Annotated in this window: 24 protein-coding genes and 1 pseudogene; 15 read left to right on the top strand and 10 right to left on the bottom strand. The window is 61.3% G+C overall.

Annotated elements, in window-relative coordinates:
- Positions 1–96 precede the first annotated feature (96 nt).
- Entirely contained in the window at positions 97–1,203 is a 1,107-nt protein-coding gene (locus tag IPK70_11985; GenBank protein ID MBK8227878.1) for an acyl-CoA desaturase, read from the top strand.
- Here the strand turns inward: IPK70_11985 and IPK70_11990 are convergent, their stop codons facing one another.
- The 3 genes from IPK70_11990 to IPK70_12000 form a co-directional block, all read right to left on the bottom strand.
- The gene (locus IPK70_11990) at positions 1,204–3,024 is read right to left on the bottom strand and encodes a LysM peptidoglycan-binding domain-containing protein (protein ID MBK8227879.1); all 1,821 of its coding nucleotides are present in this window, start codon (positions 3,022–3,024) and stop codon (positions 1,204–1,206) included. It lies immediately after the preceding gene.
- Entirely contained in the window at positions 3,021–4,553 is a 1,533-nt protein-coding gene (gene guaA / locus IPK70_11995) for a glutamine-hydrolyzing GMP synthase (GenBank protein ID MBK8227880.1), read from the bottom strand. Before guaA ends, IPK70_11990 begins: the two co-directional genes overlap by 4 nt.
- 124 nt (positions 4,554–4,677) lie before the next feature.
- Positions 4,678–5,160, bottom strand: a complete 483-nt coding sequence (locus tag IPK70_12000) for a DinB family protein (GenBank protein ID MBK8227881.1) — start codon at positions 5,158–5,160, stop codon at positions 4,678–4,680.
- Between the two features lie 96 nt (positions 5,161–5,256).
- On the opposite strand from IPK70_12000, the gene IPK70_12005 reads away from it, so the two are divergent.
- Both IPK70_12005 and IPK70_12010 read left to right on the top strand, forming a co-directional pair.
- Positions 5,257–5,799, top strand: a complete 543-nt coding sequence (locus tag IPK70_12005) for a hypothetical protein (GenBank protein ID MBK8227882.1) — start codon at positions 5,257–5,259, stop codon at positions 5,797–5,799.
- Positions 5,800–5,844: 45 nt separating this feature from the next.
- Complete coding sequence (locus IPK70_12010) at positions 5,845–7,812, top strand: hypothetical protein (protein ID MBK8227883.1); 1,968 nt, start codon at positions 5,845–5,847, stop codon at positions 7,810–7,812.
- A gap of 3 nt (positions 7,813–7,815) precedes the next feature.
- On the opposite strand, the gene IPK70_12015 is transcribed toward IPK70_12010, so the two are convergent.
- Positions 7,816–10,845 carry a serine hydrolase gene (locus IPK70_12015; protein ID MBK8227884.1) on the bottom strand — a complete coding sequence of 1,010 codons (3,030 nt, stop codon included), beginning with the start codon at positions 10,843–10,845 and terminating at the stop codon, positions 7,816–7,818.
- Between the two features lie 195 nt (positions 10,846–11,040).
- Positions 11,041–12,471: pseudogene (gene dnaA / locus IPK70_12020) on the bottom strand (chromosomal replication initiator protein DnaA).
- Positions 12,472–12,858: 387 nt separating this feature from the next.
- Here dnaA and IPK70_12025 point away from each other — a divergent pair.
- From IPK70_12025 to IPK70_12035, 3 genes are all read left to right on the top strand, one after another.
- Positions 12,859–13,266 carry an acyl-CoA thioesterase gene (locus tag IPK70_12025; GenBank protein MBK8227885.1) on the top strand — a complete coding sequence of 136 codons (408 nt, stop codon included), beginning with the start codon at positions 12,859–12,861 and terminating at the stop codon, positions 13,264–13,266.
- 73 nt (positions 13,267–13,339) lie between these two features.
- Entirely contained in the window at positions 13,340–13,483 is a 144-nt protein-coding gene (locus tag IPK70_12030; GenBank protein ID MBK8227886.1) for a hypothetical protein, read from the top strand.
- A 15-nt stretch (positions 13,484–13,498) separates the two neighbouring features.
- The gene (locus tag IPK70_12035; protein ID MBK8227887.1) at positions 13,499–13,645 is read left to right on the top strand and encodes a hypothetical protein; all 147 of its coding nucleotides are present in this window, start codon (positions 13,499–13,501) and stop codon (positions 13,643–13,645) included.
- Between the two features lie 472 nt (positions 13,646–14,117).
- Here IPK70_12035 and ribD read toward each other — a convergent pair whose 3' ends face one another.
- Entirely contained in the window at positions 14,118–15,167 is a 1,050-nt protein-coding gene (gene ribD / locus IPK70_12040; GenBank protein MBK8227888.1) for a bifunctional diaminohydroxyphosphoribosylaminopyrimidine deaminase/5-amino-6-(5-phosphoribosylamino)uracil reductase RibD, read from the bottom strand.
- A gap of 83 nt (positions 15,168–15,250) precedes the next feature.
- On the opposite strand from ribD, the gene prmC reads away from it, so the two are divergent.
- The 5 genes from prmC to IPK70_12065 are packed head-to-tail and all read left to right on the top strand — an operon-like array spanning position 15,251 to position 20,240.
- Positions 15,251–16,114, top strand: coding sequence for a peptide chain release factor N(5)-glutamine methyltransferase (prmC, locus tag IPK70_12045; protein ID MBK8227889.1), 864 nt, complete (start codon positions 15,251–15,253; stop codon positions 16,112–16,114).
- A complete protein-coding gene (locus tag IPK70_12050; protein MBK8227890.1) occupies positions 16,102–16,752 on the top strand; it encodes a hypothetical protein in 651 nt (216 codons plus the stop codon). The genes prmC and IPK70_12050 overlap by 13 nt, the downstream gene beginning before the upstream one ends.
- The gene (gene ligA / locus IPK70_12055; protein MBK8227891.1) at positions 16,739–18,757 is read left to right on the top strand and encodes an NAD-dependent DNA ligase LigA; all 2,019 of its coding nucleotides are present in this window, start codon (positions 16,739–16,741) and stop codon (positions 18,755–18,757) included. Before IPK70_12050 ends, ligA begins: the two co-directional genes overlap by 14 nt.
- Complete coding sequence (locus tag IPK70_12060; protein ID MBK8227892.1) at positions 18,754–19,323, top strand: hypothetical protein; 570 nt, start codon at positions 18,754–18,756, stop codon at positions 19,321–19,323. Before ligA ends, IPK70_12060 begins: the two co-directional genes overlap by 4 nt.
- Positions 19,324–19,346: 23 nt before the next feature.
- A complete protein-coding gene (locus IPK70_12065) occupies positions 19,347–20,240 on the top strand; it encodes a 4-hydroxy-tetrahydrodipicolinate synthase (protein ID MBK8227893.1) in 894 nt (297 codons plus the stop codon).
- A gap of 48 nt (positions 20,241–20,288) precedes the next feature.
- On the opposite strand, the gene IPK70_12070 is transcribed toward IPK70_12065, so the two are convergent.
- Positions 20,289–21,521, bottom strand: coding sequence for an ATP-binding protein (locus tag IPK70_12070; GenBank protein ID MBK8227894.1), 1,233 nt, complete (start codon positions 21,519–21,521; stop codon positions 20,289–20,291).
- 86 nt (positions 21,522–21,607) lie between these two features.
- Here IPK70_12070 and IPK70_12075 point away from each other — a divergent pair, with 86 nt between their 5' ends.
- The 4 genes from IPK70_12075 to IPK70_12090 all read left to right on the top strand — a co-directional run bounded on the left by IPK70_12075 (position 21,608) and on the right by IPK70_12090 (position 25,078).
- Positions 21,608–22,261 carry a 3'-5' exonuclease gene (locus tag IPK70_12075; GenBank protein MBK8227895.1) on the top strand — a complete coding sequence of 218 codons (654 nt, stop codon included), beginning with the start codon at positions 21,608–21,610 and terminating at the stop codon, positions 22,259–22,261.
- 26 nt (positions 22,262–22,287) lie between these two features.
- Complete coding sequence (rimM, locus tag IPK70_12080) at positions 22,288–22,812, top strand: 16S rRNA processing protein RimM (protein MBK8227896.1); 525 nt, start codon at positions 22,288–22,290, stop codon at positions 22,810–22,812.
- Positions 22,813–23,254: 442 nt separating this feature from the next.
- Positions 23,255–24,379: a DNA adenine methylase gene (locus IPK70_12085; protein ID MBK8227897.1), complete on the top strand. Its 1,125-nt coding sequence runs from the start codon at positions 23,255–23,257 to the stop codon at positions 24,377–24,379.
- Positions 24,380–24,382: 3 nt separating this feature from the next.
- Entirely contained in the window at positions 24,383–25,078 is a 696-nt protein-coding gene (locus IPK70_12090) for a restriction endonuclease (protein ID MBK8227898.1), read from the top strand.
- Positions 25,079–25,092: 14 nt separating this feature from the next.
- Here IPK70_12090 and IPK70_12095 read toward each other — a convergent pair whose 3' ends face one another.
- From IPK70_12095 to IPK70_12105, 3 genes are all read right to left on the bottom strand, one after another.
- On the bottom strand, positions 25,093–25,302 hold the full coding sequence (locus tag IPK70_12095; GenBank protein ID MBK8227899.1) for a hypothetical protein: 210 nt from the start codon (positions 25,300–25,302) through the stop codon (positions 25,093–25,095).
- A 1-nt stretch (position 25,303) separates the two neighbouring features.
- Positions 25,304–26,071 carry a hypothetical protein gene (locus IPK70_12100; protein MBK8227900.1) on the bottom strand — a complete coding sequence of 256 codons (768 nt, stop codon included), beginning with the start codon at positions 26,069–26,071 and terminating at the stop codon, positions 25,304–25,306.
- Between the two features lie 76 nt (positions 26,072–26,147).
- A complete protein-coding gene (locus IPK70_12105; GenBank protein ID MBK8227901.1) occupies positions 26,148–26,858 on the bottom strand; it encodes a hypothetical protein in 711 nt (236 codons plus the stop codon).
- Positions 26,859–26,983: the final 125 nt, after the last annotated feature.

Here is a 26,983-nt window from a genome sequence, read left to right on the forward strand (position 1 = left end):
GAAGGAGGGCTTCTGACGCCTGACAGTCAAGGCGTGTCGGCGGAGGGCTAGATTCGGCCCGCCCGAAGCCAGGACTCGCTCTGGATGGCGGCATGCATGGAGCCCAAGCAACGGATCAAGTTCATTCCTGTCGAGAAGTCCGATTTCCACGCCACCGTCCGTGCCCGTGTTGAGGCTTACTTCAAGGAGCACGGTATCAGCCCGCACGCCAATGGCGCCATGGTGCTCAAGACGGTGGTGCTGTTGGCCATGTACATGGTGCCTTTCGTGGTCATCCTGCTTGCCCAACCTTCGCCCGGCGCGCAAATGGCCCTGTGGGCAGTCATGGGCTTGGGCCTCGCCGGCATCGGCATGAGCGTGATGCACGACGCCAACCATGGCGCTTACTCTTCCAACGAGCGCGTGAACTGGTGGCTGGGTCACACCCTGAACCTGCTTGGTGGCAGCACGCACAATTGGAAGCTGCAGCACAACATCCTGCATCATACCTACACCAATATCACGCACATGGACGACGATATCGCCGATCGCCTGGTGCTGAAATTCTCGCCTCATTCCACCACCCGGTGGTACCACCGCTTCCAATGGCTCTATGCTTCGCTCTTCTATGGCCTGCTCTCGCTCTACTGGGTCTTGGCCAAGGACCTGATCCAGTTCCCCCAGTACATCCGGCGCGGGCTCATGCCCGGAAGCGCCCGTAGCCATCGCATCGCCCTGCTGCGCATCATTGCCGTGAAGGTGATCTACTTCCTCGTGGTGATCGGCATGCCCATCGCGCTCGGATTGCCGTGGTTGCTGGTGGTGCTGGGCTTCTTGCTCCAGCACTTCATCGCCGGGGCCATCCTGACGCTGGTGTTCCAGCTCGCGCACACCGTGGAGGGCACTGACCACCCCATGCCCGATGCGAAAGGCGTGATCGCCGACGACTGGGCGGCGCACCAGATGCGCACCACGGTGGACTTCAGCCCAGGCAATCCGGTGATCGGCTGGTACGTGGGCGGCCTCAATTACCAGATAGAGCACCACCTCTTCCCGCGGGTCTCCCACGTTCATTATCCGGCGATCGCGCCCATCGTGGAGCGCACCGCTCGCGAGTTCGGCCTGCCCTATAACGTGAATCGCACGCTGCTCGAAGCGTTGCGCTCGCACTTCGCGCTCCTTCGGCGCATCGGGCTCCCGAGCTTGAATGAGGCGATCGGGTAGCTACTGCGCCCGCTCCAACTTCAGGTCCTTCACCTGCAGCATCACGCCGAATTCATTGCGCAGGCCGTTCTCAGGGCCGGTGCGGCTCATGCGGAAGCCGGTGTGCAACGGCTGCTCCGGCACCGATGAATCCGCGTCGATGCGGCCGTGCAGCATGAGGGCGCGCGCATACTGGAAGGTGACGTCGTATCCGAGAAGCGCGTACTCATCCACATCGTGCTGGAAGCGCTCGCGGAACCGCGCGATGAAGCGCTGCGTGGCTGCGTCTTCAGCGTTGAAGTGGCTGGCCGAAGCGTAGGTGAATCCGAGCGCGTCGAGGTCGCTGGCGGAAACGGGGTCCATGTGCAGCCAGCTCTCCATGCCGACCAGGCGTATGCTGTTCTTCGCTGCAAGGGCCTTGAGCTTAACCACCACGGTGGCTGCGAACTCCACGTCCTCGCTGGGCACCACGATCACATTAAGGCGCGCGCCATCGAGTTTCAAGGCCAGCTCGCCGAGATCGCGGCGGCCAGTGCGCAGCACGAGGACGCTGTCGCGCAGCTTCCCGCCCTGGTTGGTCATGGCGGCGTTGAGCGCATTGATCATCGGCTCTTGGATCTCCTTGTCGCTGAGGATGTCGGGCCGCAGCACGATGATGTTGTCGCGCGCGTGAGCAGCGGCGAGCCAGCGTGCAGCATGGCGCACCAGGTCGGTGCGCGCGGGCACGGCCTTGGATACATTGGCGAAGCCCAGCACCACCTTGTTGCTCTGCGGAACAGGGCACACGATGGGCAGCCGGGGATGCGAACGGGCCAGCTGCTCGATCGCAGCGCGGTGGAAGGGCCCGATGCACAGGTCAAGGGTGGCGAGCGCGGGATCCTTCAGCGCGCTGCTCCATTGGAGTGCATCGTCGCCCACGTCGAAGGCCTTGACTTCTGCGTTCAGGCCAAGGCTGGCGAGCGAGTCGAGTGCGATGAGCGAGCCGCCGTAGAACTGGGCTGCAATGCGCGATGCCTCGTGGAAGCGTGGTCCGTCCGCAGCGGTGGCCGATGCCACGATCATGCTGTCGTTGCGCTCAGTGGCGAATGGCAGCAACAGGCCGATCCGGTGCAGCGTACTCGGCGCAGCGGCGGGCGCGGGCGGCTTCAGCGGCTCCGGAGCGGGCCCCAGTTGCGGTATGCGCACGGTGGATCCGGCCTTGAGCCCTTCTGGCAGTCCGTCGTTGGCGGTCAAGATCGCCTCGGGTTTCACGCTGTAGCGCTGTCCCAGGCTGAAGAGGGTCTCTCCCGGTTGCACGGTGTGGTCGATCGTGTGCATCGGCTCGGCCGGCCGGAGCGCGGGATCGGCTGCTGCCTGAGCTGATGCGGCGGGAACGATGATCACCGCGCCTTCGCGCAGCCCGCTCACCGCGTCGGGATTGCGCTCGAGGAGCACATTGATGTCGGTGCCGTAGCGCTTGGCGATCCCGAAGAGCGTTTCCTTCTTTCCAACGGTATGGCTCAGCTCGCCGTCCTTCAGAAGCGCAGGCGCATGGCGTGCTTCCTTCTTCACCACTGCCGCTTGAGGGATCAACAGCTCTTGCCCGATGCCGATGCCGCTTCGCGCCTCCGGGTTGGCGTTGATCAGTGCTTCCACCGGCACTGCGAACGAACGTGATATGGCGAAAAGGGTCTGGCCTTGCTCAACTCGATGCACGGTGAACTTCTTCCCATCGATGATGCGGGTCTCTTGGGCCCAGGAGACGAGGGGCAGGAGCAGGAGGCATGCAGCGAGATGCAGCCTGCAACGCGTGATGGCCCTGTGCGCAGGGCCAGCCATCAACCCTTTGGCTCGAGCGTTCATTCCCATTCAATGGTAGCCGGCGGCTTGCTGCTGATGTCGTAGACCACGCGGTTCACGCCCTTCACGCGGTTGATGACCTGGTTCGATATCCGTGCCAGGAACTCGTAGGGGAGGTGGCACCAGTCAGCGGTCATGCCGTCGGTGCTGCTCACGGCTCGCAAGGCCACAGCGTTCTCATAGGTGCGCTCATCGCCCATCACGCCCACGCTGCGCACAGGGAGGAGGATGGCGCCTGCCTGCCACACCTGGTCGTACAGGCCCTCGTCGCGCAGGCCCTGGATGAAGATGTGATCGACCTCCTGCAGCAGGGCCACCTTCTCGGGCGTGATCTCGCCGAGGATGCGGATGGCAAGGCCTGGCCCGGGGAATGGATGCCGTCCGAGGATAATGGGGTCAAGGCCCAGCTCGCGGCCCACGCGGCGCACTTCGTCCTTGAAGAGCAGGCGCAGCGGCTCCACCACTTGCAGCTTCATCCGGTCCGGCAATCCGCCCACGTTGTGATGGCTCTTGATCGTGACGCTGGGCCCGTTCACGCTCACGCTCTCGATCACATCAGGGTAGATGGTCCCTTGGCCCAGCCACTTCACGCCCCGGATGCGATGCGCTTCGCGGTCGAAGACCTCGATGAAGGTGCGGCCGATGGCCTTGCGCTTCGCCTCGGGCTCGTCCAATCCCTTCAGCGCGGAATAGAATTCCGCCTTGGCATCGACGCCGGTGATGTTGAGGCCGAGGTGGCGATAGCTCTCGAGCACGCGCGCGTATTCGTCCTTGCGCAACAAGCCGTTATCCACGAAGATGCAATGGAGCTGTTCTCCGATGGCGCGGTCGAGCAGGAGAGCGGCCACGCTGCTGTCGACACCGCCGCTAAGGGCGAGCACCACTTGATCCTCACCGAGCTGCTGCTTCAGGCTGGCCACGGTGCGCTCCACGAAGCCGTGAGGCGTCCAATTGCCGGTGCAACCGCAGATGCCGATCACGAAGTTGTGCAGCAGCTGCAGGCCGTCGGTGCTGTGATAGACCTCGGGGTGGAATTGCACGCCGTACGTGAGCAGGTCACGCAATGCGAAGGCGGCCACCGGCACGTCCTTGGTGCTGGCGATCACGTCCATGGCCTCGCTCGGTGCGGTGATGCTATCACCGTGGCTCATCCAGACCTGCGTTCCGGCTTCGATGCCGTCGAAAAGATGATTGTCGGCGATGGTGCTCAGGTGTGCGCGTCCGTATTCGCGGATGCGGCTCTTCTCAACCGGTGCCCCCATGCGCTTGGCGATGAGCTGCGCGCCGTAGCAGACCGCGAGGATCGGTTTTGCGCCGATGATCCCTGTAAGGTCCGTGTCCGGCGGATCCGTGTCGTGAACGCTGCTCGGGCTGCCGCTCAGGATCACGCCCAGCACGCTGGGGTCATGAGCGAATTGCTGCGCTTTGCTGAAAGGATGGATCTCGCAATAGACATTCAGTTCGCGCACCCGGCGCGCGATGAGCTGGGTGTACTGCGAGCCGTGGTCGAGGATGAGGATGGATTCGGGCAAGTTCGTGCGCCGCGCGATGGGTGCGTCGGCAGGCGGCGAAGGTAGCCAGCGGGGTGTGAGCGTTGCGTGCCGGAGCAACGTCGATCAAGGGGCTCATGGGCCTTGTGGACGGCCCGGCACGCAGTCATCCTGCCGGAAGCGAGCGTTGGAACACCACCAGGTCGTTGGCGGGTATCCGCTCAAGTTCGAGCATCCGCATCTGCGTGATCAATTGCCCGCGATGCTGCGTGCTGTGATTGAAGCAATGCAGGAGCATGCGCCACACCGGGCTCCGATGCTCATTCCCCTTGAGGTCGCGGTAGGCGCGCTCGCTCGCGAATCCGGCTTCATCCATGCCGTGCACGAGTTCGCGCAGGCGCTCGCAATGCGTGATGAGGGTGCCGACGGCCATGCTCGGTTCAGCAGGCCAGCGCACCGGTGTGCCCTGCAGGCGATGGGTCCAGGCGCATTCCGCATCGCGGATGTGCAGCACCGTTTTGCGCAGCGATGGGAAGCTGCTCGGGGCCAGCGCATCGAGGGTCTCCTCCGATTCCTCGGTCAAGCGCTCAACGAAGCGCGTGTTGGCCCAATGGTCATAGTCCGCGAATTCGCGCAGGAGGGTCATCATGGCGTTGGTAGGTGGATAACAATGTTGAAATCGGACGAAGCGGCGCCACGGATCGACGGGCGCGACCCCTGGATCTTCGCGGGAACCAAGATCGGCATGATCTCAACACTTTTCGGAAGGAAGCGCATCACGGAGGAGAAGCTGGCGAATGTGTTCGTCAATAGCGTGCTGGAGATGTGCAGCGATGGATTCCCGTTAGTGGCGGCCGAATTGAATGAAGCCCCGGAGTTCGAGGAATGCCCGGGCTTGAGCGAGGAGGACGACGCCCGGTTCCTCTTGATCGTTCTCACGGCCAATCTGATGGAGATGCACCGCGCCCTTGGGCCTGGCACCGACAAGCGCATGCATGCATTGTCCATCTCGAAGTTCGCGCAGGCCACCGGCCAGGGCTGCACTGATGTGGAGCAAGCCGTGCGCGCGCTCAGCGACCGCATGTCGCGCCTGAACGCACCGAGCAAGAACTCCGTGTACGCCATGGGCAAGGCGGTCTTCCTGGAATACGATCTGTACCGTTTCCAGGATGAGTATTTCCGTGGCACGCGCTCGCCGAATCCCATCGTCCTTAAGCGCCTGAACGCCCTGTTCGGCTATTTCCTCTTCGGCTGGTCCGAAGTGCAGGAGCAGTACCGCATCGGGTAGTTGCAGCGGACGAAGGATCGGTTCACGGCTTACTTTCGATGAGCCGTGAGGAATCTGGTCGTTGCGCTCATCCTGCTGCCTCTGAGCACCAGGGGCCAGCTCGCCGTATGGGGTGAGGAGTTCGAGAACGCGTGCACGGGCGGCTGCTACGCATCGGCCTACACAGGTCCGAACGGCGCCTGGAGCGTTACGAGCACCGGAACCAACGGAGCGTGCGCTAATCGCTGGTTCATCAGCTGCCGTGAGAATGGGCAGGCAGTAGGCGCCTGCGGGGCGGGCTGCGGAACCAACGAGACCCTGCACATCGGCAACGATATCAGCTGCGTCTCGCCGAATGGCTGCTTCTTCTGCCCTGCGGGCGATTGCGGTGCCGCTTATGATGCCGGTTGCCCGCCGGCGCTGTGCGCCTTCTGCTGTTCATGCAATTCTTCCCAGACCGATCAGCGCGCCGAGTCGCCCATGATCAACCTGACGGGGCTCGCGGGCCTCACGCTCAGCTTCAAGTACATCGAGAACGGGCAGGGCACGGCTGACAATGCTACGCTCTGGTACTACAACGGTTCTGCTTGGAACCAGCTCATCGACCTTCCGAAGGCGCCCGTGTGCGGCAGCGGCCAGGGACAATGGACCAGCTATAGCATCGCCTTGCCCGCCAGCGCCGACAACAACCCGAACGTGCGAATCGGCTTCCGCTGGGTGAACAACAACGATGGCTCGGGCGCCGACCCGAGTTTCGCGGTGGATGATGTGCAGCTCACCATCCCCTTCAGCGCGCCGGGCACCGGGCTGATCGTGAACGAACTGAGCAATGGGCCCAGCGGCGCGAAGGAGTACGTGGAGCTGATCGCCGTGGGGCCACCCTGCTCCACGATCGATATCCGGGGCATCAAGGTCGATGACAACAACGGCTCCCTCTACAATGGATTCGGCGCCACGCTCGTGAACAGCGGAACCGCTGCGGGCCACCTGCGCTTCGCGAGCATCGCGCAATGGGCGGCCGTGCCCACCGGGAGCATCATCCTGCTCTACAACAACACCGACCCCAACGCTTCGCTGCCTCCCGATGATCCCAGCGATGCATCGCCTGCGGACAAGCGGTACATCCTGCCGGTGAGCCATCCGAGCATGCAGGGGTGCGGCACATCGCCCAATCCGGCCAGCACATCGGGCTACTTCAGCTGCGCCTGGGGCGCCGGCAATTGGAACTACATGAGCTTCCGCAATGAGGGCGATGCGGCGCAGACGCGCGATGCACAGGGCCGTTACTTCCACGGCATCAGCTATGGCACCAATGGGCAGAACATGAACAACGGAGGGCTCGACAACCTCCGCATCAGCGCCATGGACCACACCGGCCGCGTGCTCTTCTTCAACAGCGGCAACTACCGCTTGGCCGCCAACTTCACCAGCGCTGGTGTCGCGGGCGCCGAAACGCCGGGCGCACCGAATAGTCCCGCCAACCTCGCCTTCATAGCCACCTTCGATTGCCCGTTGCCCATCGAGCTGCTCACCTTCACGGTGCGGGAGGAGGATCGCATTGCGCGCCTGCGTTGGAGCACCGCCAGCGAGCAGGGCAATGCGTGGTTCATCGTCGAGCGATCAACCGACGCGCAGCGCTTCATGCCGATCGCGCAGCTGCCCGGTGCAGGCGATTCGCACGAGCGCCGCGATTACATCTTCGATGATGCGCAGCCCTTGCCGGGGATCGGCTATTACCGCCTGCGCCAGGTCGATCTCGATGGAGGCGGCTCATTGAGCCAGGTGGTGGCGCTGAGCCGTTCGGCCATTCCAGGGCTGTGGGCGGGCCAAGGGGCGGATGGCCTCTTGCGCATCGGCGGCGGTGATGGAGCTGCGCGCCTTGAAATGAGTGATGCGCTAGGGCGATCGCTGCTGCGGATCCCGATTGATCAATGGCCGATCGAGCTAGTGCCGCCCCAATGCGCTTTGGGCCTCGTGGTGATCACGGTCGATTCGGGATCCGGGCGATGGAGCACCCGCATGGTGCTGGACTGAACGCTATCGGGTGCTGGCACCGGTAGCGCGCGGTGCGGCGCGAGCGGCTTGCGCTCGTGCGGCCACCGCCCCATGCACAGCCTCTTGCACCTTGGTGCGGATGCCCAGCTCGACCAGCTTGTTGGTTGCGGCGCTGGGATGCACGCGATTGCTCAGGAAAACGTACACCACATGCTGCTCTGGATCCACCCAGGCCATGGTGCCGGTGAAGCCGGTGTGCCCGTAGCTGGCATAGCTCACGCACTCACAGGTGGGGCCGCCCTTGCCATTCTGCACGGGTTTGTCCCATCCCAATCCACGTCGGTTGCCGGTGCCGTTGGGCGCGCAGAACTGGCACTTGGTGAATTCGCTGACCACCGCTTCGCTCAAGTAGCGCCTGCCGCCATAGCTGCCGCCGTTGGCGAGCATCTGCATCACCTTGGCCAGGTCGTTGGCACTGCCGAAAAGGCCCGCGTGCCCGGCTACGCCGCCCTTGATCGCCGCTCCGGGATCGTGCACATCGCCCCAGACCATGCGCTGGCGGAAGATCTTGTCATCCTCCGTGGGGGCGATCCGCGCCTTCGCGAAGCGTTCGTGCGGACGGTAAGTGAGCGTGGTGGCGCCCAATGGCCGATAGAACTGCTCCTGCACGTAACGGTCGAGCGTGGTTCCTGTGATGCGCTCGATCATCTCTTGCAGAAGGTAGTAGCCCATGTCGCTGTACACGTACTCACCCCTCTTCTCGAGCGGTGCGTCGAGCACCCAGTGCAGGAGACTGTCGCGGTATGCATTGCGGATGTACAGCCCTTCGGCCAGGCGCACTCCATGCGTTGCGCTCGCCGTGTCGCTCGCCACGCCCGGCTTGAACCTCCCGTCCTTCATGAGCTTGTTCTGGAAGGGCAGGAAGGGCTTGAGCCCTGCTTGGTGCGTGAGGATGTCGCGCAGCTTCATGCGCGCATGCCCTGGGGAATCGCCCTCGATCTCGGTGAGATAGTGCCCGACGGACTGGTCCAGGTCAACGCGGCCTTCATCCACCAGCTTCATGAGCGCGAGCGTGGTGCTGGCCACTTTGGTGATGCTAGCAAGGTCGTAGAGGTCGTTGGTGCGCGTGCTCTGCCTGGCATCGTACGTGGGGTGCCCGTACGCCTTGTTCCAGATCACATCGCCATCAACGGCCACGAGCACCTGAGCCCCGGGGTATGCCTTGGCAGCGATCCCATCCTGCACGATTCGATCGATGTCGGCGAGTTCGGAAGAGCGCAGGCCCAGCGCCTCGGGCGGCGCATAGCCCATGCGACCGATCGGCGAAAGGGATCGGCCATCTCCGCACTGGTAGAAGGAGCTCGCCGTGACGGGCAGCTTGCCTGTGGCGCCGATCGCGCCGAAGATGGCCTGCGCGGCCAGGTCCTGGGTGTCGTCGTTCTCTTCATACGCCACCACGACGCTGGCCAGATGCTGCGCGCCATAGGCCCGCGTGAGGCGGTATGGGTTGGCGAACAGCGTGAGCACGGTGGGCTTGCGCGCAGCGATCTCGCGCACGATGTCCATGGCGGTTTCGGGGATCCCGAAGTCGCTCTTCACGCGCCACGAGGTGCGGTGGATGCTCACGATCACCTGGTCGCAGCCTTCGAGCGAACGGAGCAGGGCCATCAGGCTGTCTTTCTTCAAGGCCTTGTCGCAGCGCAGCAGCTTGACGTCGGCATAGCGCGCGAGCGATTGCTGGAAAGCGTTGTTCAGCGAATCTCCGATCACCACGGACGCGATTCGGTGCTTGTTGAGGTCGCGCAAGGGGAGCAATTGCTTGTGGTCGGCCAGCACGGTGATTGAGCTGGCGTAGAGATCCCGGCGCAGCGCTTCGGCCTGCTTGGTGTTCAGGTCGCTCGCGATCCCCTCGACTTTCACGTGCGTCTCCTGATCAAGCCCCGCCCAATGCTTGGCGCGCAGCAGCTTCAGGCATTTGTGGTCGATGACCAGCGGGTCGAGCTCCTTGTCATCGATGGCCTTGCGGATGCGCGCGATGGCCTTGACGGGATCCTGGGGGAATAGCAGAACGTCGTTGCCTGCGAGCAGGGCGCGCAATTCGATCTCGCCGGGCTTGTCGGCGTTGGCCACGCCTTTCATGTTGAGCGCGTCGGTGAAGACGAGGCCTTGGAAGCCGAGTTCCCGCGCCAGAAGGTCGTTCACGATGGGGCGGCTCAAGGTGCTGGGCTGTCCCTTCATGCTGTCCAGGGCGGGCACCTCGAGGTGGGCCACCATCATGGCGCTCAGTCCTTCTTCGACAAGTCGCTGGAAGGGGTACAGCTCGAGTGAGTCGAGGCGCGTGCGGCTATGCGCGATCAGCGGCAGGGTATGGTGGCTGTCGCTATCCGCATCGCCGTGGCCGGGGAAGTGCTTCGCCGTGGCGATCACGCCGCCTTCCTGCAGCCCGCGCATGTAGGCGATGCCCTTGCGCGCCACGTTCTCGCGGTCCTCGCCGAAGCTGCGGTCGTTGATGACTGGGTTCGCCGGGTTGTTGTTCACGTCGACCACCGGGCTGAAGCTCACGTGCACGCCGAGCCTGCGCATCTGCCGCGCGATCTCATTGCCCATCTCGGTGATCAGCGATTCATCCTGAACGGCGCCCAAGGCCATCTGGTGCGGGAACTTCATGGTGCTGTCCAAGCGCATGCCCAAGCCCCATTCGAGGTCCATGCCGATGAGGATGGGCGTCTTCGCCGCGGCCTGATAGCGGTTGGTGAGCTTGGCCTGGCGCCCGGGCCCGCCTTGGAAGAAGATGAGCCCGCCGATGTTCCGCTCATGGATCATCGCCTCGATTTCCGATTCATGCTTCGCGTCCTTGTTGCTGTACGCGGCCACCATCATGAGCTGCGCGATGCGCTCGTCGAGGCTCAGGGTGCTCAGCACGCTATCGGCCCAAAGAGCTGATTGCTTCAGGAAAGGCGGCTGGCCGTGATGCCGAGGATTCTCATCCGCGCGCACCGGCTGTGGGCGCGCGCTGCTGAGGCTCAGCAAGGCGGTGGCGGCGACAAGGACAAGGATGAAGGTGCGTCTCATGCGATTCGCGCGAAGCTACCGGAGCGCGTTGCGGGCACTCGGGCAGCTACCGCGCCACTTTTGAACACGCGGCATGTGGCGGTGTTATTGCCATGGCGGGCATGCCCCGGCCGATTGATGCCCGAGCCGGCGTCGCCCTGAATCGCGAAGGGCCCCTTTCGGAGCCCAACGCTTGGTCTTGGTTCAAGGGTACGGTCAGTGCAGGCTCAGCTTCTTCTCGAGGTCCTCGAGGTATCCGCGGAACTGCTTGTCGGTCTCGGAGAGGTTGTTCACGGTGCGGCACGCGTGCAGCACGGTCGCGTGGTCCTTGCCGCCGCAGTGCGCGCCGATGTTGGCCAGCGAGCTCTTGGTCATCTTCTTCGCGAAGTACATGGCGATCTGCCGCGCCTGCACCACCTCGCGCTTGCGGGTCTTGCTCTTGAGCAGCTCGATCGGCAGGTCGAAGTAATCGCAAACCACTTTCTGGATGTAGTCGATGCTCACCTCACGCGCCGTGTTCTTCACGAACTTGTCGATCATCTGCTTGGCGAGATCGAGCGTCACGGCCTTCTTGTTCAACGAGCTCTGCGCGATCAGGCTGATCATGGCGCCTTCCAGTTCGCGGATGTTGGTGGTGATGCTGTAGGCGAGGTACTCCACCACTTCCTTCGGCAGGTCGATGCCCTCGGCATACATCTTCTTCTCCAGGATGGCGATGCGCGTCTCGAGCCCGGGCGTCTGCAGGTCAGCGCTCAGGCCCCACTTGAAGCGCGAGAGGAGCCGCTGCTACATGCCGGCCATCTCCACGGGCGCCTTGTCGCTGGTGATCACCAGCTGCTTGCCGCTCTGGTGCAGCGCGTTGAAGACATGGAAGAACACGTCCTGGGTCTTCTCCTTGCCCGCAAGGAACTGCACATCATCGATGATGAGCACGTCCATCATCTGGTAGAACTGCGTGAAGTCGCCGACGGTGTTGTTCTTCACCGCTTCGATGAACTGATGCGTGAACTTCTCCGCCGGGACGTACAGGATGGTCTTGTCGGGATGGTGCTTCTTGATCTCGATGCCGATGGCATGCGCGAGGTGGGTCTTGCCGAGGCCGACACCGCCATAGATCAGCAACGGGTTGAATGCGGTGCCTCCGGGCTTCTGTGCCACGGCGTATCCTGCACTGCGTGCCAACCGGTTGCAGTCTCCCTCGATGAAGTTGTCGAAGGAGTAATTGGCGTTGAGATGGCTCTCGACCTTGATCTTCCTCAGGCCAGGGATCACGAACGGGTTCTTGATCGGGCTGTTGGCCACATCGATCGGCAGGGCAACCGCCGGGTTCTTCGTTTCACGCGCATTGCTCGTCGGCATCTTCACCGTGTACGGATGCGCGCTCTGGAATCCGTTCTCCATGATGATGGAGTACTCCAAGCGGCCATCGGCGCCGAGCTCTTTGCGGATGATCTTCTTGAGGAGCCCGATGTAATGCTCCTCCAACCACTCATAGAAGAACTGCGAAGGCACCTGGATCGTCAGGACATTGTCCGAGAGCTTCATGGCCTTGATCGGTTCGAACCAGGTCTTGAAGCTCTGCGGGGTCACATTGTCCCTGATCACCGCCAGGCACCGTTCCCAGGTCTTCTCGGGATCCTTCTTCATGGATGGGGCGTCGGATGTTTAGGGGTTGTAGGATTCGTCTCGGCTTGCTCCGCGATGGTGATCGGTGATGGTCAGTGCATCGTGGGAAGGGGGGCAAATATGTACCGAAGAAAGTGAAAAAAAAACGTGGGCTTCAAGTTGGAGCGATGGAAAAATCCCTTTGCTGCGTGACCTGAATTCGCGTATCGTATCACCGCTGCCGGTCCGCGTTCGCTGAAGCTCCGTGCGCTGCGCGGCGCAGAGCGGATCACGCCCGTGCGCAACGGAGCAGCGCGGGATGCATCCGCTGTTTCGCGCATCGATCACGGGCATGCGGTGAAGGTAGCGTTGCGGATGTCCTGCGCGCAACATCGGGGATCATCGCCGCGCGCAGCTAAACTTGCGCGCATGTACACCCATGAGACGCGCGTGCGAGTGCGCTATGCCGAGACGGATCAGATGGGGCAGATGTACTATGGCCGTTATGCCGAACTGTTCGAGGTGGGGCGGGTGGAGGCGCTTCGCAGCATCGGCTTCCCATACAGGCGGATCGAGGAGAACGGACTGCTGCTGCCCGTGCGCGACCTGAGCATCAGGTACCATCGTCCGGTGCGTTATGATGACGAGGTCACGGTGCGCACATCGATCACCTCGATGCCCGCCGCGCGCATCCATTTCCGCTACGAGCTCCGCCACGCGGGCGATGCGCTGCTCACCGAAGGCGAGACCACCTTGGTGTTCGTGGACAGAAGCACGAAGAGGCCGTGCGCCGCTCCGCTCGATCTTGTTGCTGCGCTGAGGCCGTACTTCGATTGAGCCGGCGGCCATCCGCTGCGCGGCGAGTATCAAGCCCATCGCGATCACGGCCAGGGCGATGCCAGCGGCCTGAATGCGACGGGGCCTGTCGCCGAAGAGCACGATGCCCAGCGCCGTGCTGAACAGGATCACGCCGATATTGAGCAAGGGGAAGACGCTGCTCGATGCCAGGCCGCTCCTCGAGAGCGTCGATACCAGGAAGTACAGGCTCGCGTAGTTCATGCTGCCGAGGATGAGGCCGCCAATGATCGCTTTGGGCTGGAGCAGCGAGCTCATCTCGCTGCGCGCGATCAGCGCGATGATGCCGATAGCGCCCGCCACCGCGAAGACGAGCGTGGGGAAGAGCGGTTCGGTCTCCTGCGTGAGCAACTGCCGTTGAACGGCGTTGATCGTGATGTCGATGGCGGCGTTGCCCAGGAACAGCATCGCAGGCAGAAGCCATTCGCCGCGCGCTCCGGGAGCACCGCGGGCATACGACGCTACGGGCACGGCCACAAGAGCGAGGCCGATGCCGGCCCATCCGAGCGGTGCGGGCCGCTCTCCGAAGAAGGCCACGGCGAACAGGACCGTGAGCACGAGGCTCATCTTGCTCGCCACCGAAGTGGCCGCCACGCCGGCGCGCAGAGCGCTTTGCGCAGTGAGGTAGAAGAGCGCGATGAACAGCGCGCCGAGGAAGGTCGCCGGTGGGATCAGCACAGTGGGAAGACCGATGGCCCATGGCTTGGTGATGGCTGCTCCCCATGCGCAGGCCGTGAAGTAGTTGATCACGATGGCCGGCAGCAACGGCACTTCGCGCTTGCCGAACACCTTGAAGCAGATCAGCAGCAGCGCCATCCAGAGCGCGGTGATCGTCACCAGTGCCATGTTTCGGAAGGCAGCGCTTGCTGCGATTCATTGATGAAAAGGCCGATCCGGTCCGGTCCGTGATCGAGTGAGCGCATGGCCTGACCGGTGAGCCGAGGAGCGCGGTTCCCGTTGCCGATGGTCCGTGAGCCAGTGATCACGCGCGCTTCATCCCACAAGCCGGAAGCGATGAAGCGGGCGTGCAGCTCGGCACCGCCTTCCACCAGCACTGATCGCACGGCTCGCTGGTGCAGCTCCGAAAGGACTCGTTGAAGCGGGTCCTCCGACGCACTGATGATGGCCTGCTCCGCATTCACGCCACGGCGTTCTTGCCCGGTCAGCAGCAATGTGGGGTGCAGGCCGTCGAACACGCGCGACCCTTCCGGGATGCGGTTGCTCCGATCGATCACCACGCGAAGCGGCGAACGGCCTTGCACGTGACGGGCATCCAGTCGCGGGTCATCATTCACCACGGTGCGGCTGCCCACCAGGATCGCTTGCTCCTCGGCGCGCCATCGGTGCACGAGCACATCGGTCTCCGCTGAGGAGATGCGCTGCACGGCACGTTCGGCGCGAGGGTGCTGATCGATGAAGCCATCTGGGCTCTGCGCCCACTTCAGGATGATGTAAGGCCTGCCCTTCACCATGGAGGTGATGAACCGCCGGTTCAACCAGCGCGCTTCTTCCGCCAGGATGCCATCAAGGACTCCGGTGCCTGCGGCGATCAACCGAGCGACGCCTTTTCCATTCACTTCCGCGAAAGGGTCGAGATGCGCGATCACCACGCGCTTCACCCCACGTGCGATCAATAGGTCGGCGCAGGGCGGCGTGCGCCCGTGGTGCGCGCAAGGCTCGAGGTTCACGTACATCACCGCATCGGGAGGCACTTCGCTGCTGCCGCAGGATCCGAGGCAGGCCCGCTCCGCGTGAGCCGTGCCCGGCGACTTGTGCCATCCTTCAGCGAGCACCCGGCCTTCATGCACCAGCACAGCGCCCACCATCGGGTTGGGCGCGGCGCTGTCCGCTCCCAGCCGCGCCAATTGCAGGCAGCGGCGCATCCAATGCTCGTGCGTTCCCGTCAAAGCGGCGCAAAGGTGGATGATCCGTTCCGAGGCCCTGCCGCCCCTCTACTTTTGGCGCCATGGGCATCCGCAGCAGCAGCAATCGCGTGGGTTCCGTGCTCGATCAGTACCGGGAGCAGCTCTCACCGCTTTATGAAGCGGGCGAGGTGAGGGCCATCGCGCGCGCCGTGTTCCACGAGAAGCTCGGTTGGGATGCCGCGCAGCTCGAATCACGCAAGCTCGAATCGCTGCACGAATCGGATCTGCTGAAGGTGTACCTGCCGCTCAAGCGGCTTCGCGCGGGTGAGCCCTTGCAGCACATCCTGGGCAAAGTGCGCTTCCATGGACTCGAGATCAGCGTCACGCCCGATGTGCTCATCCCCCGGCCCGAGACCGAGGAGTTGGTTGAGCTGATCGCGCACGACGGCTTCAGCCCGACCGGCATCGCTGATGTCGGAACGGGCAGCGGCTGCATCGCGCTCGCGCTGAAGCAGCGGTTCCCTGCGGCACGGATCATCGGAATCGACGTGAGCGTGGCCGCCCTTGCCGTGGCCCGCTCGAATGGCGAATCACTCGGCCTCGATGTGGCCTGGCAGTTGGACGATGCCCTCAGCGAAGGCTTCGAGTTGCCGGGCGGCCTTGATCTGGTGGTGAGCAATCCGCCCTACATCCCGCTGGAAGAGGCGGGTTCGCTCCTCGCACGCGTGCGCGCGCGCGAGCCTTATATAGCCCTGTTCGCGCCAGAAGGCGATCCTCTTGCCTTCTACCGGGCCATCGGGCACTCTGCAGCGCGTGCGCTGCGCAACGGCGGCCGACTCTGGTTCGAGGCGCATTACCGGCACGCGGCCTTGGCCGCTTCGGCGCTCCGCTCGATCGGATTCAGCCAAGTGGATGCGCTGAGCGACATGAGCGGCAACGAACGCTTCATCCGATGCGTGCGTTAGGGCTCGTCCTGTTCGTTCTTCTATTGGCCATGGCTGAGGGCGCACGGGCACAGCAGCCTGCCCCGGCCAAGACGAAGGCGGCATTCCGCGTGACTTTCAATTTCGATTACAGGAACACCAATGTGAATGCCGAGCAGGTGCGCTTCTACGGACTCCGGATCGGCGCTCAGCGCGGCAAGGACCTGCTCGGCATCGGCTTCTATGGACTTGGCGACGATTACGTGCAGTCAGCCGTCCCCATCGAAGGCGTCGGTGTCCGGGAGCACCACACCGATTTCGATTTCGTGGCTTTGAGCTACGAGCGCTTGCTGGTTGATTCGCGCCGTTGGCAGGTCGGTGTGCCGGTCTCGGTCGGCTTGGGCAATTACCGCCGCTCATACCTCGGCACGGACAACCGCCTCGTGCCGTATGCCGTGAATGAATTGGTACCCATAGAGGCCACACTGCACGCTGACTACAGCATTCTCCGCTGGCTATTCATCGGTGCGGGCGCGGGCTACCGGCATGTGCTCGCTGCCGACCGTTCGGCCACGGTCATGCTGAGCGATTGGACGTGGTACGGCAAGGTCGGCCTACGTTTGGGCGTTCTCGTGAAAGGCATCTTCAAGCGAAAGGAGAAGGGGAATGGACCGGAATAGTGCCGAGCAGCGCATCGCCGAATTGAGCCGTGAGCTCGAAAGGCACAACCATCTCTATTACGTGGTGGCGGCACCGGTCATCAGCGACGCCGAGTTCGATCGCATGCTCAAGGAGCTGGAGGCGCTGGAGTCCGGGTTCCCCGACCTCGCATCGCCCAACAGCCCCACCCAGCGCGTGGGCGGCGATATCACCAAGGGCTTTCCCACGGTGCCGCACCGGTACCCGATGCTCTCGCTCGGGAACACCTATTCACGCGAGGAAGTGGAGGAGTTCGTGGCGCGCGTGGAGAAGGCCATCGGCCCCACGCGATACAGCATGGAGCTGAAGTACGATGGCGTGGCCATCAGCCTGAGCTACAGGAATGGCGAGCTCGTGCGGGGGGTCACGCGCGGAGATGGAGAGAAAGGGGAGGACATCACCGCCAATGTGCGCACCATCCGCAGCATCCCCTTGCGATTGCAAGGTGATGGCTGGCCTGAGGAGTTCGAGGCCAGGGGCGAGGTGATCTTCACGAAGAAGCGATTCGACATGCTCAACGCGAAGCGCGAGCGGGAAGGAGAAGAGCTCTACGCGAATCCGCGCAATACAGCTGCCGGCACGCTCAAGCAGCAGGACCCCAAAGAGGTGGCCAAGCGCGGGCTCGATAGCTTCATGTACAGCCTGCAGGGCGAAGCGCTCCCCACCCGCAGCCACTTCGACAACCTGATGCGCGCGCAGCAATGGGGATTCAAGACGCCCGACCCCGCGCGGCGATTCATCGAGCGGGCGAACGATGCGGCGGGCATCATGGCCTTCATCGATCATTGGGGCCAGCACCGCAATGAGCTGGAGATGATCATCGATGGCGTGGTGGTGAAGGTCGACGACCTCGATGTGCAGGAAGAGCTGGGCCTCACCGCCAAGAGCCCGCGCTGGGCCATGGCCTACAAGTACGCCCCGGAGCAGGCCGTCACAAAGCTGCTCGGAGTCGCCTTCCAAGTGGGCCGCACAGGGGCGGTGACACCGGTGGCTGAACTGGATCCCGTGCAGCTCGCGGGCACCACCGTGAAGCGCGCATCGCTCTTCAACGCCGACCAGCTCGATCGCCTCGACCTTCATCAGGGTGACATGGTGCGCGTGGAGAAGGCCGGCGAGATCATCCCGCAAGTGGTGGGCGTGGAGCTGGCGAAGCGCGTGCATGGCGCTCATCGGGTCCGATTCCCGCATCAATGCCCGGAATGCGGCACGGCCCTCATCCGCCTCGACGGCGAAGCGCAGCACTACTGCCCCAATGAGCACGGATGCCCGCCGCAGATCACCCGCCGCATCGAGCACTTCGTATCGCGCCGCGCCATGGACATCGACGGCTTGGGCGCGGAGACGGTGCAGGAGTTCCACGATGCCGGCCTCATCCGCGATGTGGCCGACCTCTATGAGCTGACCGCGGAGCGCATCCTGGCCTTGGGCAAGGGATGGAAGGAGAAGAGCGCGGAGAGGGTGATCGCGGGCCTGGAGAAGAGCAAGCAGGTTCCCTTCGAGCGCGTGCTATTCGCATTGGGCATCCGGCACGTGGGCGAGACCGTTGCGAAGAAGATCGCGCGCGGCGCCACAAGCATGGAACGCCTCATGGCCATGGGCAAGGAAGAGCTGCTAGGCATCGGGGAAGTGGGAGAGGTGATCGCCGAGAGCATCATCGACTTCTTCGGGGTTCCAGGCAATCGGCGCATCGTCGAAAGGCTCGCCCAGCATGGTTTGCGCATGGAGCAGGACGCAGACGATGGCCCGGCCAGCGACAAGCTGAAAGGGCTCTCCATCGTGGTGTCGGGTGTTTTCCGCAACTTCAGCCGCGACGGCATCAAGGAGGCCATCGAGCGCAACGGCGGCAAGGTGTCCGGCTCCATCAGCAGCAAGACCAGCTACGTGCTGGCCGGCGAGGGCATGGGGCCCGCCAAGCGCGCGAAGGCCGAGGAACTGAAGGTGCCGGTGATCGATGAGGACGAACTCACGCGGATGATCGAAGGATGAAGCTGCTCGACCGCATCAAGGAATGGATGGGCATCCGCAAGCTCCTGCGCGAGCTTCCGCAGGACCGCAAGCCCATCGCCCGCAACATCGCGCTGTCGCGTAAGGTGGCCATCGTGTACGTGGTGGAGGATGAGGCCGCCCACAACCAGGTGCGCAACTACGTGAAGCGGCTGAAGGAGGAGCTCGGCCTCAGCAATATCATGGCCCTTGGCTACTCCGATCAGAAGGTGATGCCGCACTTCCTGCACGCCAAGCTCAACTTCGAGGCCATCTGCCTGAAGGACCTCAACTGGTACCGCATCCCGCAGGGCAACACGGTGCAGAACTTCATGGCCGAGGAATACGAGATCATCATCGACCTCACCTTGGAGGACCGCCTGCCCATCCAGTACATCCTGGCCAAGAGCCGAGCGCGCTTCAAAGTGGGCCGGTGGAGCGAGAGCAACAAGAAAATCCATGACATGATGATCGACATGGCAGGATCGCGCAGCCTGCCGCAGCTCATCCAGCAAGTGCATCATTACCTGCTCATGGTGAACAGCAAGCCGGAGCCTTCACTGAACTGAATACGCCGATCGGCGAAACAAGCATGGACGAAAGATTCAAGGGCCTGGGCGTCGCGATGGTGACGCCCTTCCGCGACAATGGGCAGATCGATTACGCCGGGCTGGAGAAGCTCATTGAGCACCAGATCGCCGGTGGCGTTGACTACGTGGTCTCCATGGGCACCACGGGAGAGAGCGTCACGCTAACCAAGGCCGAGAAGAAGCAGCTGCTCGCGGAGACCATCGGCTTCGTGCGCAACCGCGTGCCCGTCGTGCTGGGCGCGGGCGGCAACAATACCGCCGAGGTCGTGGAGGCGCTGGGAGCCTTCGAGATGGATGGCGTGGATGCCATCCTCAGCGTGAGCCCATACTATAACAAGCCCACGCAGGAGGGCATCTACCAGCACTACAAGGCCATCGCGCAAGTGGCGCTGCGGCCGATCATCCTCTACAACGTGCCCGGCCGCACCGGCAGCAACATCACCGCCGAGACCACCGTCAGGCTCGCCAAGGACTTCGCCAACATCATCGCCATCAAGGAGGCCAGCGCCAACCTCGACCAGATGGGCCGCATCCTTAAGCACAAGCCGAAGGACTTCATGCTGATCAGCGGCGATGATGCGCTCACGCTTCCCATCATCGCCATGGGCGGGGCGGGAGTGATCAGCGTGGTGGGCAATGCGCTGCCGCAGGAATTCAGCGGATTGGTGAACGCCGCGCTCAAGGGCGATCTGGCGGCCGCGCGCCAGGAGCACCTGCGCCTGATCGAGGTCATCGACCTGCTCTTCACCGAAGGGAACCCCGGCGGCATCAAGTACGTGCTCAAGGAGCTCGGCATCTGCGGCGACACCATGCGGCTGCCGCTGGTGAACATCAGCGAGGCCACGGAGAAGAAGCTCTACCGCGCGCTGGCCGATGCGGAGGTGGTGAAGCTGTGATCAGGAGGTTGGCGGAAATTCGCCACGGCGTGGCGAAAATCTCGCCACCTACCATTCCCACAGCGCGGCCATGGGCACGGCGTGCAGGTCCTTCTCGAAGCCGGTGATTCCCGGCCCCGAGTGCAGCACGATGCCGCGCACCCACTTGCTGCCGGCCGCTTCGCGCAATTGCTTCATGCCAGCGAGGTCGCTGTGCCCGATGCTCGCCGAGGCCTTCACCTCGATGCCCACGATGCGGCCCGCGCTGTCCTCCAGCACCACGTCCACCTCGCGTGCCTTCTCGTTGCGGAAGTGGTAGGCTTCAGCGGTGGTCCTGCTCCAGCCCGCCATCTTGCGCAGCTCATTCACCACGAAGGTCTCCAGCAATGGTCCGAAGCGCTCGCTCTTGGCCAGGTCGCCCGCCGAGTTGACCCCGCAGAGGTGCGCCGCGAAGCCGCTGTCCGAGAGATGGATCTTCTCCGCTTTCACCAGTCGATTGGCCCGGTTGGCCGTCCATGGGCGCAAGGGCACGTTCAGGAAGGTGGCCTCCAGCAGCGCGAGGTAGCGGCGCAGGGTGCTGTGCGGCGCATCGATGCTCCGGCTGATGTCCGCTGCGTTCATGAGGCCGCTGCTGCGCATGGCCAGCTGCGCCAGCAGTTTAGGCATGGCGGTGAGATCGGCGATGTTGCTGATGTCGCGCACGTCGCGCTGCAGGATGCCGGTGACGTAGGCCTTGAACCATGCGTTGCGGCGCGCGCTGTCGGCGCGGCCCATCACTTCAGGGTAGCCTCCCGCGAACACTTTGCGCGCCAGCTTCGTGCGGTCGTGGTGCGTTGGCGTTTTCACCGGCAACCGCTTGCCGAAGGCCGCATCGATGAAGCCGCTCTTGCGCCCGGCCAGTTCGTCCTGCGCCATCGGGTACAGGGTGATGATCTCCATGCGGCCGGCCAGCGAGTCGCCCAGCTTGGGCAGCACCAGCACATTGGCGCTGCCAGTCAGCAGGAAGCGCCCAGGCCGCCGGTCGCGGTCCACCGAGGCCTTGATGGCGCGGAAGATGTTCGGCGCGTTCTGCACCTCGTCGATCACCGCGTAGGGGCCGAGGCCCGCGATGAAGCCCGCCGGGTCGTTCAGCGCGGCATCAAGGTCGGCATGGTCGTCGAGGGTCACGTAGACCGTCTTCCTCCGCTCCGCGATGTCCTTCACCAAGGTGGTCTTTCCCGTCTGCCGCGCGCCGTTCAGCAGCACCACCGGGGTGTCCTTCATCGCGGTATCGACGTAATGCCTGAGGTTCCTGGCTTTCATGATGATGCGCTCATGCGGGCAGCGCCCCGCGAATGTAGCCCGCAGGGTGGAAAATCGCCACGAGATGGCGAAAATATCGCCACAGCATGGAGAATCACGATGGCTGGGCCGTGGTCTTCGCCCGCTACATTCGCGGCTCCATGGACTTCCTCGCCCTCGACTTCGAGACGGCCACCACCGCCGCCGACAGCCCCTGCGAGCTGGGCATCGCGATCGTGCGCGGCGGCGTGGTGCGCGAGGTGCGCAACTGGCTCATCAAGCCGCCGCAGTGGCCGTACTTCAGCCCATGGAACGTGGCCGTGCATGGCATCCGCCCCGACGATGTGGCCGAGGCGCCGCGTTGGGAGGAGATCTGGGAAGAGGTGCATGCGCTGCTGCTCGGCGCGACGGTGGTGGCGCACAATGCGGCCTTCGACATGGGCGTGCTGCGCGCCACCTTGGCCAGTCAAGGCCTGCAGCATCCGAGCTTCCGGTACTTCTGCTCGGTCTCCATGGCGCGGCGTGTCTGGCCCGGGCACTCCACCTACAACCTGAAGGCCCTGTGCGACCGCCATGGCATCCCGCTCAAGCATCACCGCGCGGGCAACGATGCCGAGGCCACGGCCGAGCTGGTGCTGCGCGCGCTGCGCGATGGCGATACCCTCGATTCCTTCGTTCGGCGCGCGCGAGTCAATCTGGGCGCCTTCTATCCCGGCGGTCACCGTACCCCGGGCGGCAAGGTCACCCAGGCTGCGCGTTGAGTGCGGCCCTCGGCTACCTTCACCCCATGGACCTCGATAGCCTGCATCGGATCGGCCGTATCGGGAAGCCTTGGGGGCATCAAGGGGAGCTCATCGTGCACTTGGACGACGTCGATCCGGAGGATCTGGTTCACGCAGGCTCACTCTTCGTCGATATCGAGGGCCAGAAGGTCCCCTTCGCATTCAGTAGGCTGCATGAGAAAGGCAATGAGGTGCTCGTGAAGTTCGACGACTTCAACGACCCGCAAAGCGCGCAGATCGTCGTGGGGCGCGACCTCTACGCGCCGCCCGGCCTCCTCGCCGATGGCAGCGACGAGAGCTGGGACCCCGAGGAGTTCATCGATATGCTCGTGCGCGACGAGGAGCATGGCGAGCTGGGCATCGTCACGGCCATCGAAGGCACGGAGAAGAACCCCGTGCTCGTGGTGCTGCACGGCGAGGAGGAGGTCCTCATCCCGGTCACGGACGAGATGATCCTGGGCGTGGATCCGGAAGAGAACGTGCTGCTGGTGCGCACGCCGCCGGGCCTGATTGAGCTGAACAAAGGCTGAGTACGGAAGGCGAGCAATAGGCGCGCACGTGCTGCCTAAATGCGGTGGTCATTCGCTGTTGAACGCTGATGCGCGGCTCCGCGCGCATTGGCGTTCAACGGTCCGCAGCTTGCCGCAGCGCCTTTTGTGCGTTGGCTATTTGGTGCGTTGGGAGGCGTTGCGGCAAGGTGCTGTTATGGGTCGGCGGCGTCTTCCGCATTTGGTCCCGCCCATTGCTGCAAGGTAGTGGCTTGCTGTCAGTGGTCAAGCGGGACTCAGAACCCGGCCCGGCTGTTCGCATTGGGGCTTTGAAGGTTAGGCGCAGTGGGCACCCTTGCGCTGCATTGGATTTCCACATGCGAGCGTTGGCTCGTTGAGAAGTTTCGAGAAGCGGAAGCGGTGAAGATGATTAGACTTGTCAATGAGGGGCTTGACAGGAAACGCGACAGAAGAATGGAACTACATGCAGCTAACGATTGACTCAAAGCCTGCTGAGAATCAGGCGTACCTTGAGGGGGAGTTGATTACCTACCTCGGCAACAAGAGAAGCCTCTTGCCCTTCATTGGGAAGGGTGTCGAGATTGTGAAAGATAGACTCGGCAAGGAGCATCTATCCTTCCTTGACCTGTTCGCGGGTAGTGGCGTGGTGTCGCGCTTTATGAAGATGCATGCCGAGTCGATTGCCTGCAACGACCTAGAGGACTACACCTCAATAGTGAACGCCTGTTACCTAACGAACAGGTCAGAGGTTGACCGCGAAGAATTGCGCCATTACCTGAAGTGGTTAGACAACGAGATAGCCAGCGACTGGAGGCGCGGATTCATTGCCGAGCTATACGCACCCGAGGACGACTCAAACGTCAAAGAGGGCGAACGTGTTTTCTATACGCGCAGGAATGCCGAATTCATCGACACGGCGCGGCAACACATTGAGCGCATCCCGCAGCACTTGCAAAAGTTCTACCTAGGGCCGCTTATCGTGAAAGCATCCATCCACAACAACACGGCGGGCGTGTTCAAGGGGTTCTATAAGAACCGACAGGGGATTGGTGCTTTCGGCGGAGAAGGCGCGAATGCGTTGGTGCGCATACTTGGCGATATTGATATTGCATTGCCAACACTTTCCAACCACGAGACTGGGATAACCATTACCCAAGAGGATGCCGTAGCGTTCAGCCAGAAACACACCGAGCCTTTCGACCTCGTGTATATGGATCCGCCCTACAACCAACACCCCTATGGGTCGAACTACTTCATGCTGAACCTTATTGCCAACTATAAGCCCCCGGCATCATACAGTCGAGTCAGTGGGATACCTGACGACTGGAACCGAAGTCCCTTCAACAAGCCGCAAAGCGCCAAGCCCGCCCTGTTCTCCATCATTGCGAATCTGAATGCCCGCTTCTTTCTGATCTCATACAACAGCGAGGGGTTCATCAAGAAGGATGAGTTTGTTGCTGGGCTTGAGAAATTTGGCAAGCTGTCCACGCTGGAGACGCGCTACAATACCTATCGCGGTAGCCGCAACCTGAACTCACGAGAACAGTATGTGACGGAATACCTATTCTTGCTGGAGAAGAGCCAGTGAACAATGAGCAAGAAGGACGATCTGAGAAAGCAGCGCGCAAACACTGTCATCAACACCATCTCGAAGAAGCAGGAGAAGCAGTTGGCTAGGGCCATAGCGCGTGTGGTAGAAGCTCTTAGCCAGAAGTTTCCCGGCATTGAGTTGGAGTATGAATCGCAGTGGTTGCTACAAGATGTAGTCGAATCGCTTAAGGAGCACTTTCCTGAGGTTGAGTTCCACTTCTATCACTCCATCTCCTCTATGCGACCCGACGGAGGAATACTAAGCCTGAAGGATAAGAATGGGGAGTTGCGACCGATTCTAATAGCGGAGAAGAAAAACCAAGGGACTAATGACTTGCGTGAACTAGAAGGTAAGCCGAAGCAAGCAAAGGGTAACGCTATCGAGCGCCTCGGAAAGAATGTCATCGGGTTTAGGACGGCCCTGCTGCATGAGACGATATTCCCTTTCGTCTGTTTTGGGGATGGGTGTGATTTTGCTGATGACTCTAGCATCATAGACAGAGTCGTAACGATTGCGATGTTCGGTAAGCTGAACAAGATTTACCTTCATGTCGAGGATGGTAAATTCAATCGAGGGTCTTTCTTTTTCAAGGTTGAGCAATGGGAAGAGGAAGAAATGTTCAAGATTTCTCTGGAAATAGCTACTAACAGCGTCTTTTATTACTTCTCGAAATATGGGGAGGATAGCTTCAAGTAGCCTCTTCGCGGCCTTCAGCCGCCCTTTTCTGGGTTCTCAGCCGGGCCGGGTTCTGTTGTATTTTTCAGTGCGAGGGCTTTGTGTTTGGCGTATTTTTTCGCCGCTGACCCATAACGGGCCTGCGCTTGCCGCAGGCCGCCTTTCGTGATCTTGTTCCTGGACGAAGTGTTCATCGCTTCAACGGGAGTTGTCACCGGGACGAGGGCGGCTTGCGGCAAGAGCATGTTAGCGGTAGTTGTTCCTTTCTTTAAACCTTTCAAAGGACACTTGATCATCCTCCGTCAGCAGTAGGTTTTCTTCCATGTACTGGAGATAATGATCACCTAGTTCTTTGTTACCTGAGCGGAAATGCCCATGGATCAAGTTCCCAATGTTCCGCCGGTTGAGGGAATCCATCTGGAAGGCTCTAGTGCAATACTCAACGCTCTCGGCATTGCGCTCTAGCTCTAATAGGATGAATCCTTTATTAGCCAGCGTATGGAAGTCATTGGGACAAAGTCTTTCAGCAATATCTGTTGCCGATAGCGCATTAAGATGATTCTGAGTTTTTAGCTCAGCTATACCTAAGTTGTAGAAGGAGTAGGCCACGGTCGAATCTAGAAAGCACGCCCGCAAGAGTGCAGACGTTGCGACCGAGAGGTTCCCTTTCAAAATATGATACGCCGCGTAACGATTGTAGTATTCAACGCTGTCTTGGTATTCCGCTCCGGCGAGAAAGTCAAATCCCACAGGGTTTTGAAGCATGTCATCAGCTGATGAAAGTTCCTTGAAAATGTTTGGATCAGAAACACTTAAACGATGGAGGCAGGCTCTGTCCGGGTCAAGGGTGGTAAGAGCTAGAGCAGTCGGCTCTGTTCCAGTATAGGAGCAGGACAAACCTAACGTGGCCGCTATCCAGATTTTCCAGAGACTTGCTTGCATTTTTGAATTACCGCTAACGGTTTCGGGCTTTGCGTTGGTGGGCTTTTGAAACCGAAAACTGTCTGCCAGCACCAACGTTTATTAATTGCTCAAATGTTTCTATTCGCACTGTCCGCCCACTAACGCAAAACCCGTGTTATGTGCGGTTTTATTTGTTTAGTAGATAAGTCCTTTCCCATATTTTGTGGTTTGATTGATGCTCGTTTCCGTCATAGAAGACCTTTACTCTCAGCGTGTCTCCCGAAATTCTTCTATGCCAAAGGAAAGTGTGTCTATTACCACTAAAGTCAGTTTTTTCATTATAAGCTGTTGGTATATATTTGAGCAAAGTGTCGCGTAGATTCATCTCTATTTTTAATTGTCTGTCCATTACATAAAAGTCTTGGTCGCCACGGATTAAAAGTTTGCCATTATGTAAACTTGTGAATGGTTCGTCGTAACCAGACATTGTCCTTGGCTTGTTAAATAGAACAGAATTAGTTTTTCCCGCAGTCAGCAATCGTAGGGTGTCATTTTTGAAACTGAAAACTGAATTGTCAGACAGGTCTGTTACTTGGAAGTCAATTAAATTGCCGTCAACAAAATTCTCTTGTCGCCACTTGATACTATCTTTTGTAAAATATTCTGTCAAACCATGTCGTTGTCCAGCTTTATAGTTTGCAATACTTTCAAGTTCTCCTGTGGTGTAAAAAGTTTTTACTAAACCGTCCCAAAGGCAGTCTTTAACCGTGCCTATTGTTCGTAGTTTGCCATTGTCGTGGTAGTATTTTCTCTCACCATTTGCCGGTCCATTTCCATCACATGGACCAAAGTCAAATGGATTAAAAAGCAATAGTCGAAGAAAATACAGTCCGACCATAACAAAAAAAATTATGGATGATATGATGATTAATTTTCTCATTCCTTAAAATGGCATATAACGTTTTGGGTATTTGCGAAGGCACGGTATTTGAAAAACGTCAGCTAAATATAAGCACAAAAGTT

The organism is Flavobacteriales bacterium (assembly GCA_016712535.1).
Lineage (GTDB): Bacteria > Bacteroidota > Bacteroidia > Flavobacteriales_F > PHOS-HE28 > PHOS-HE28.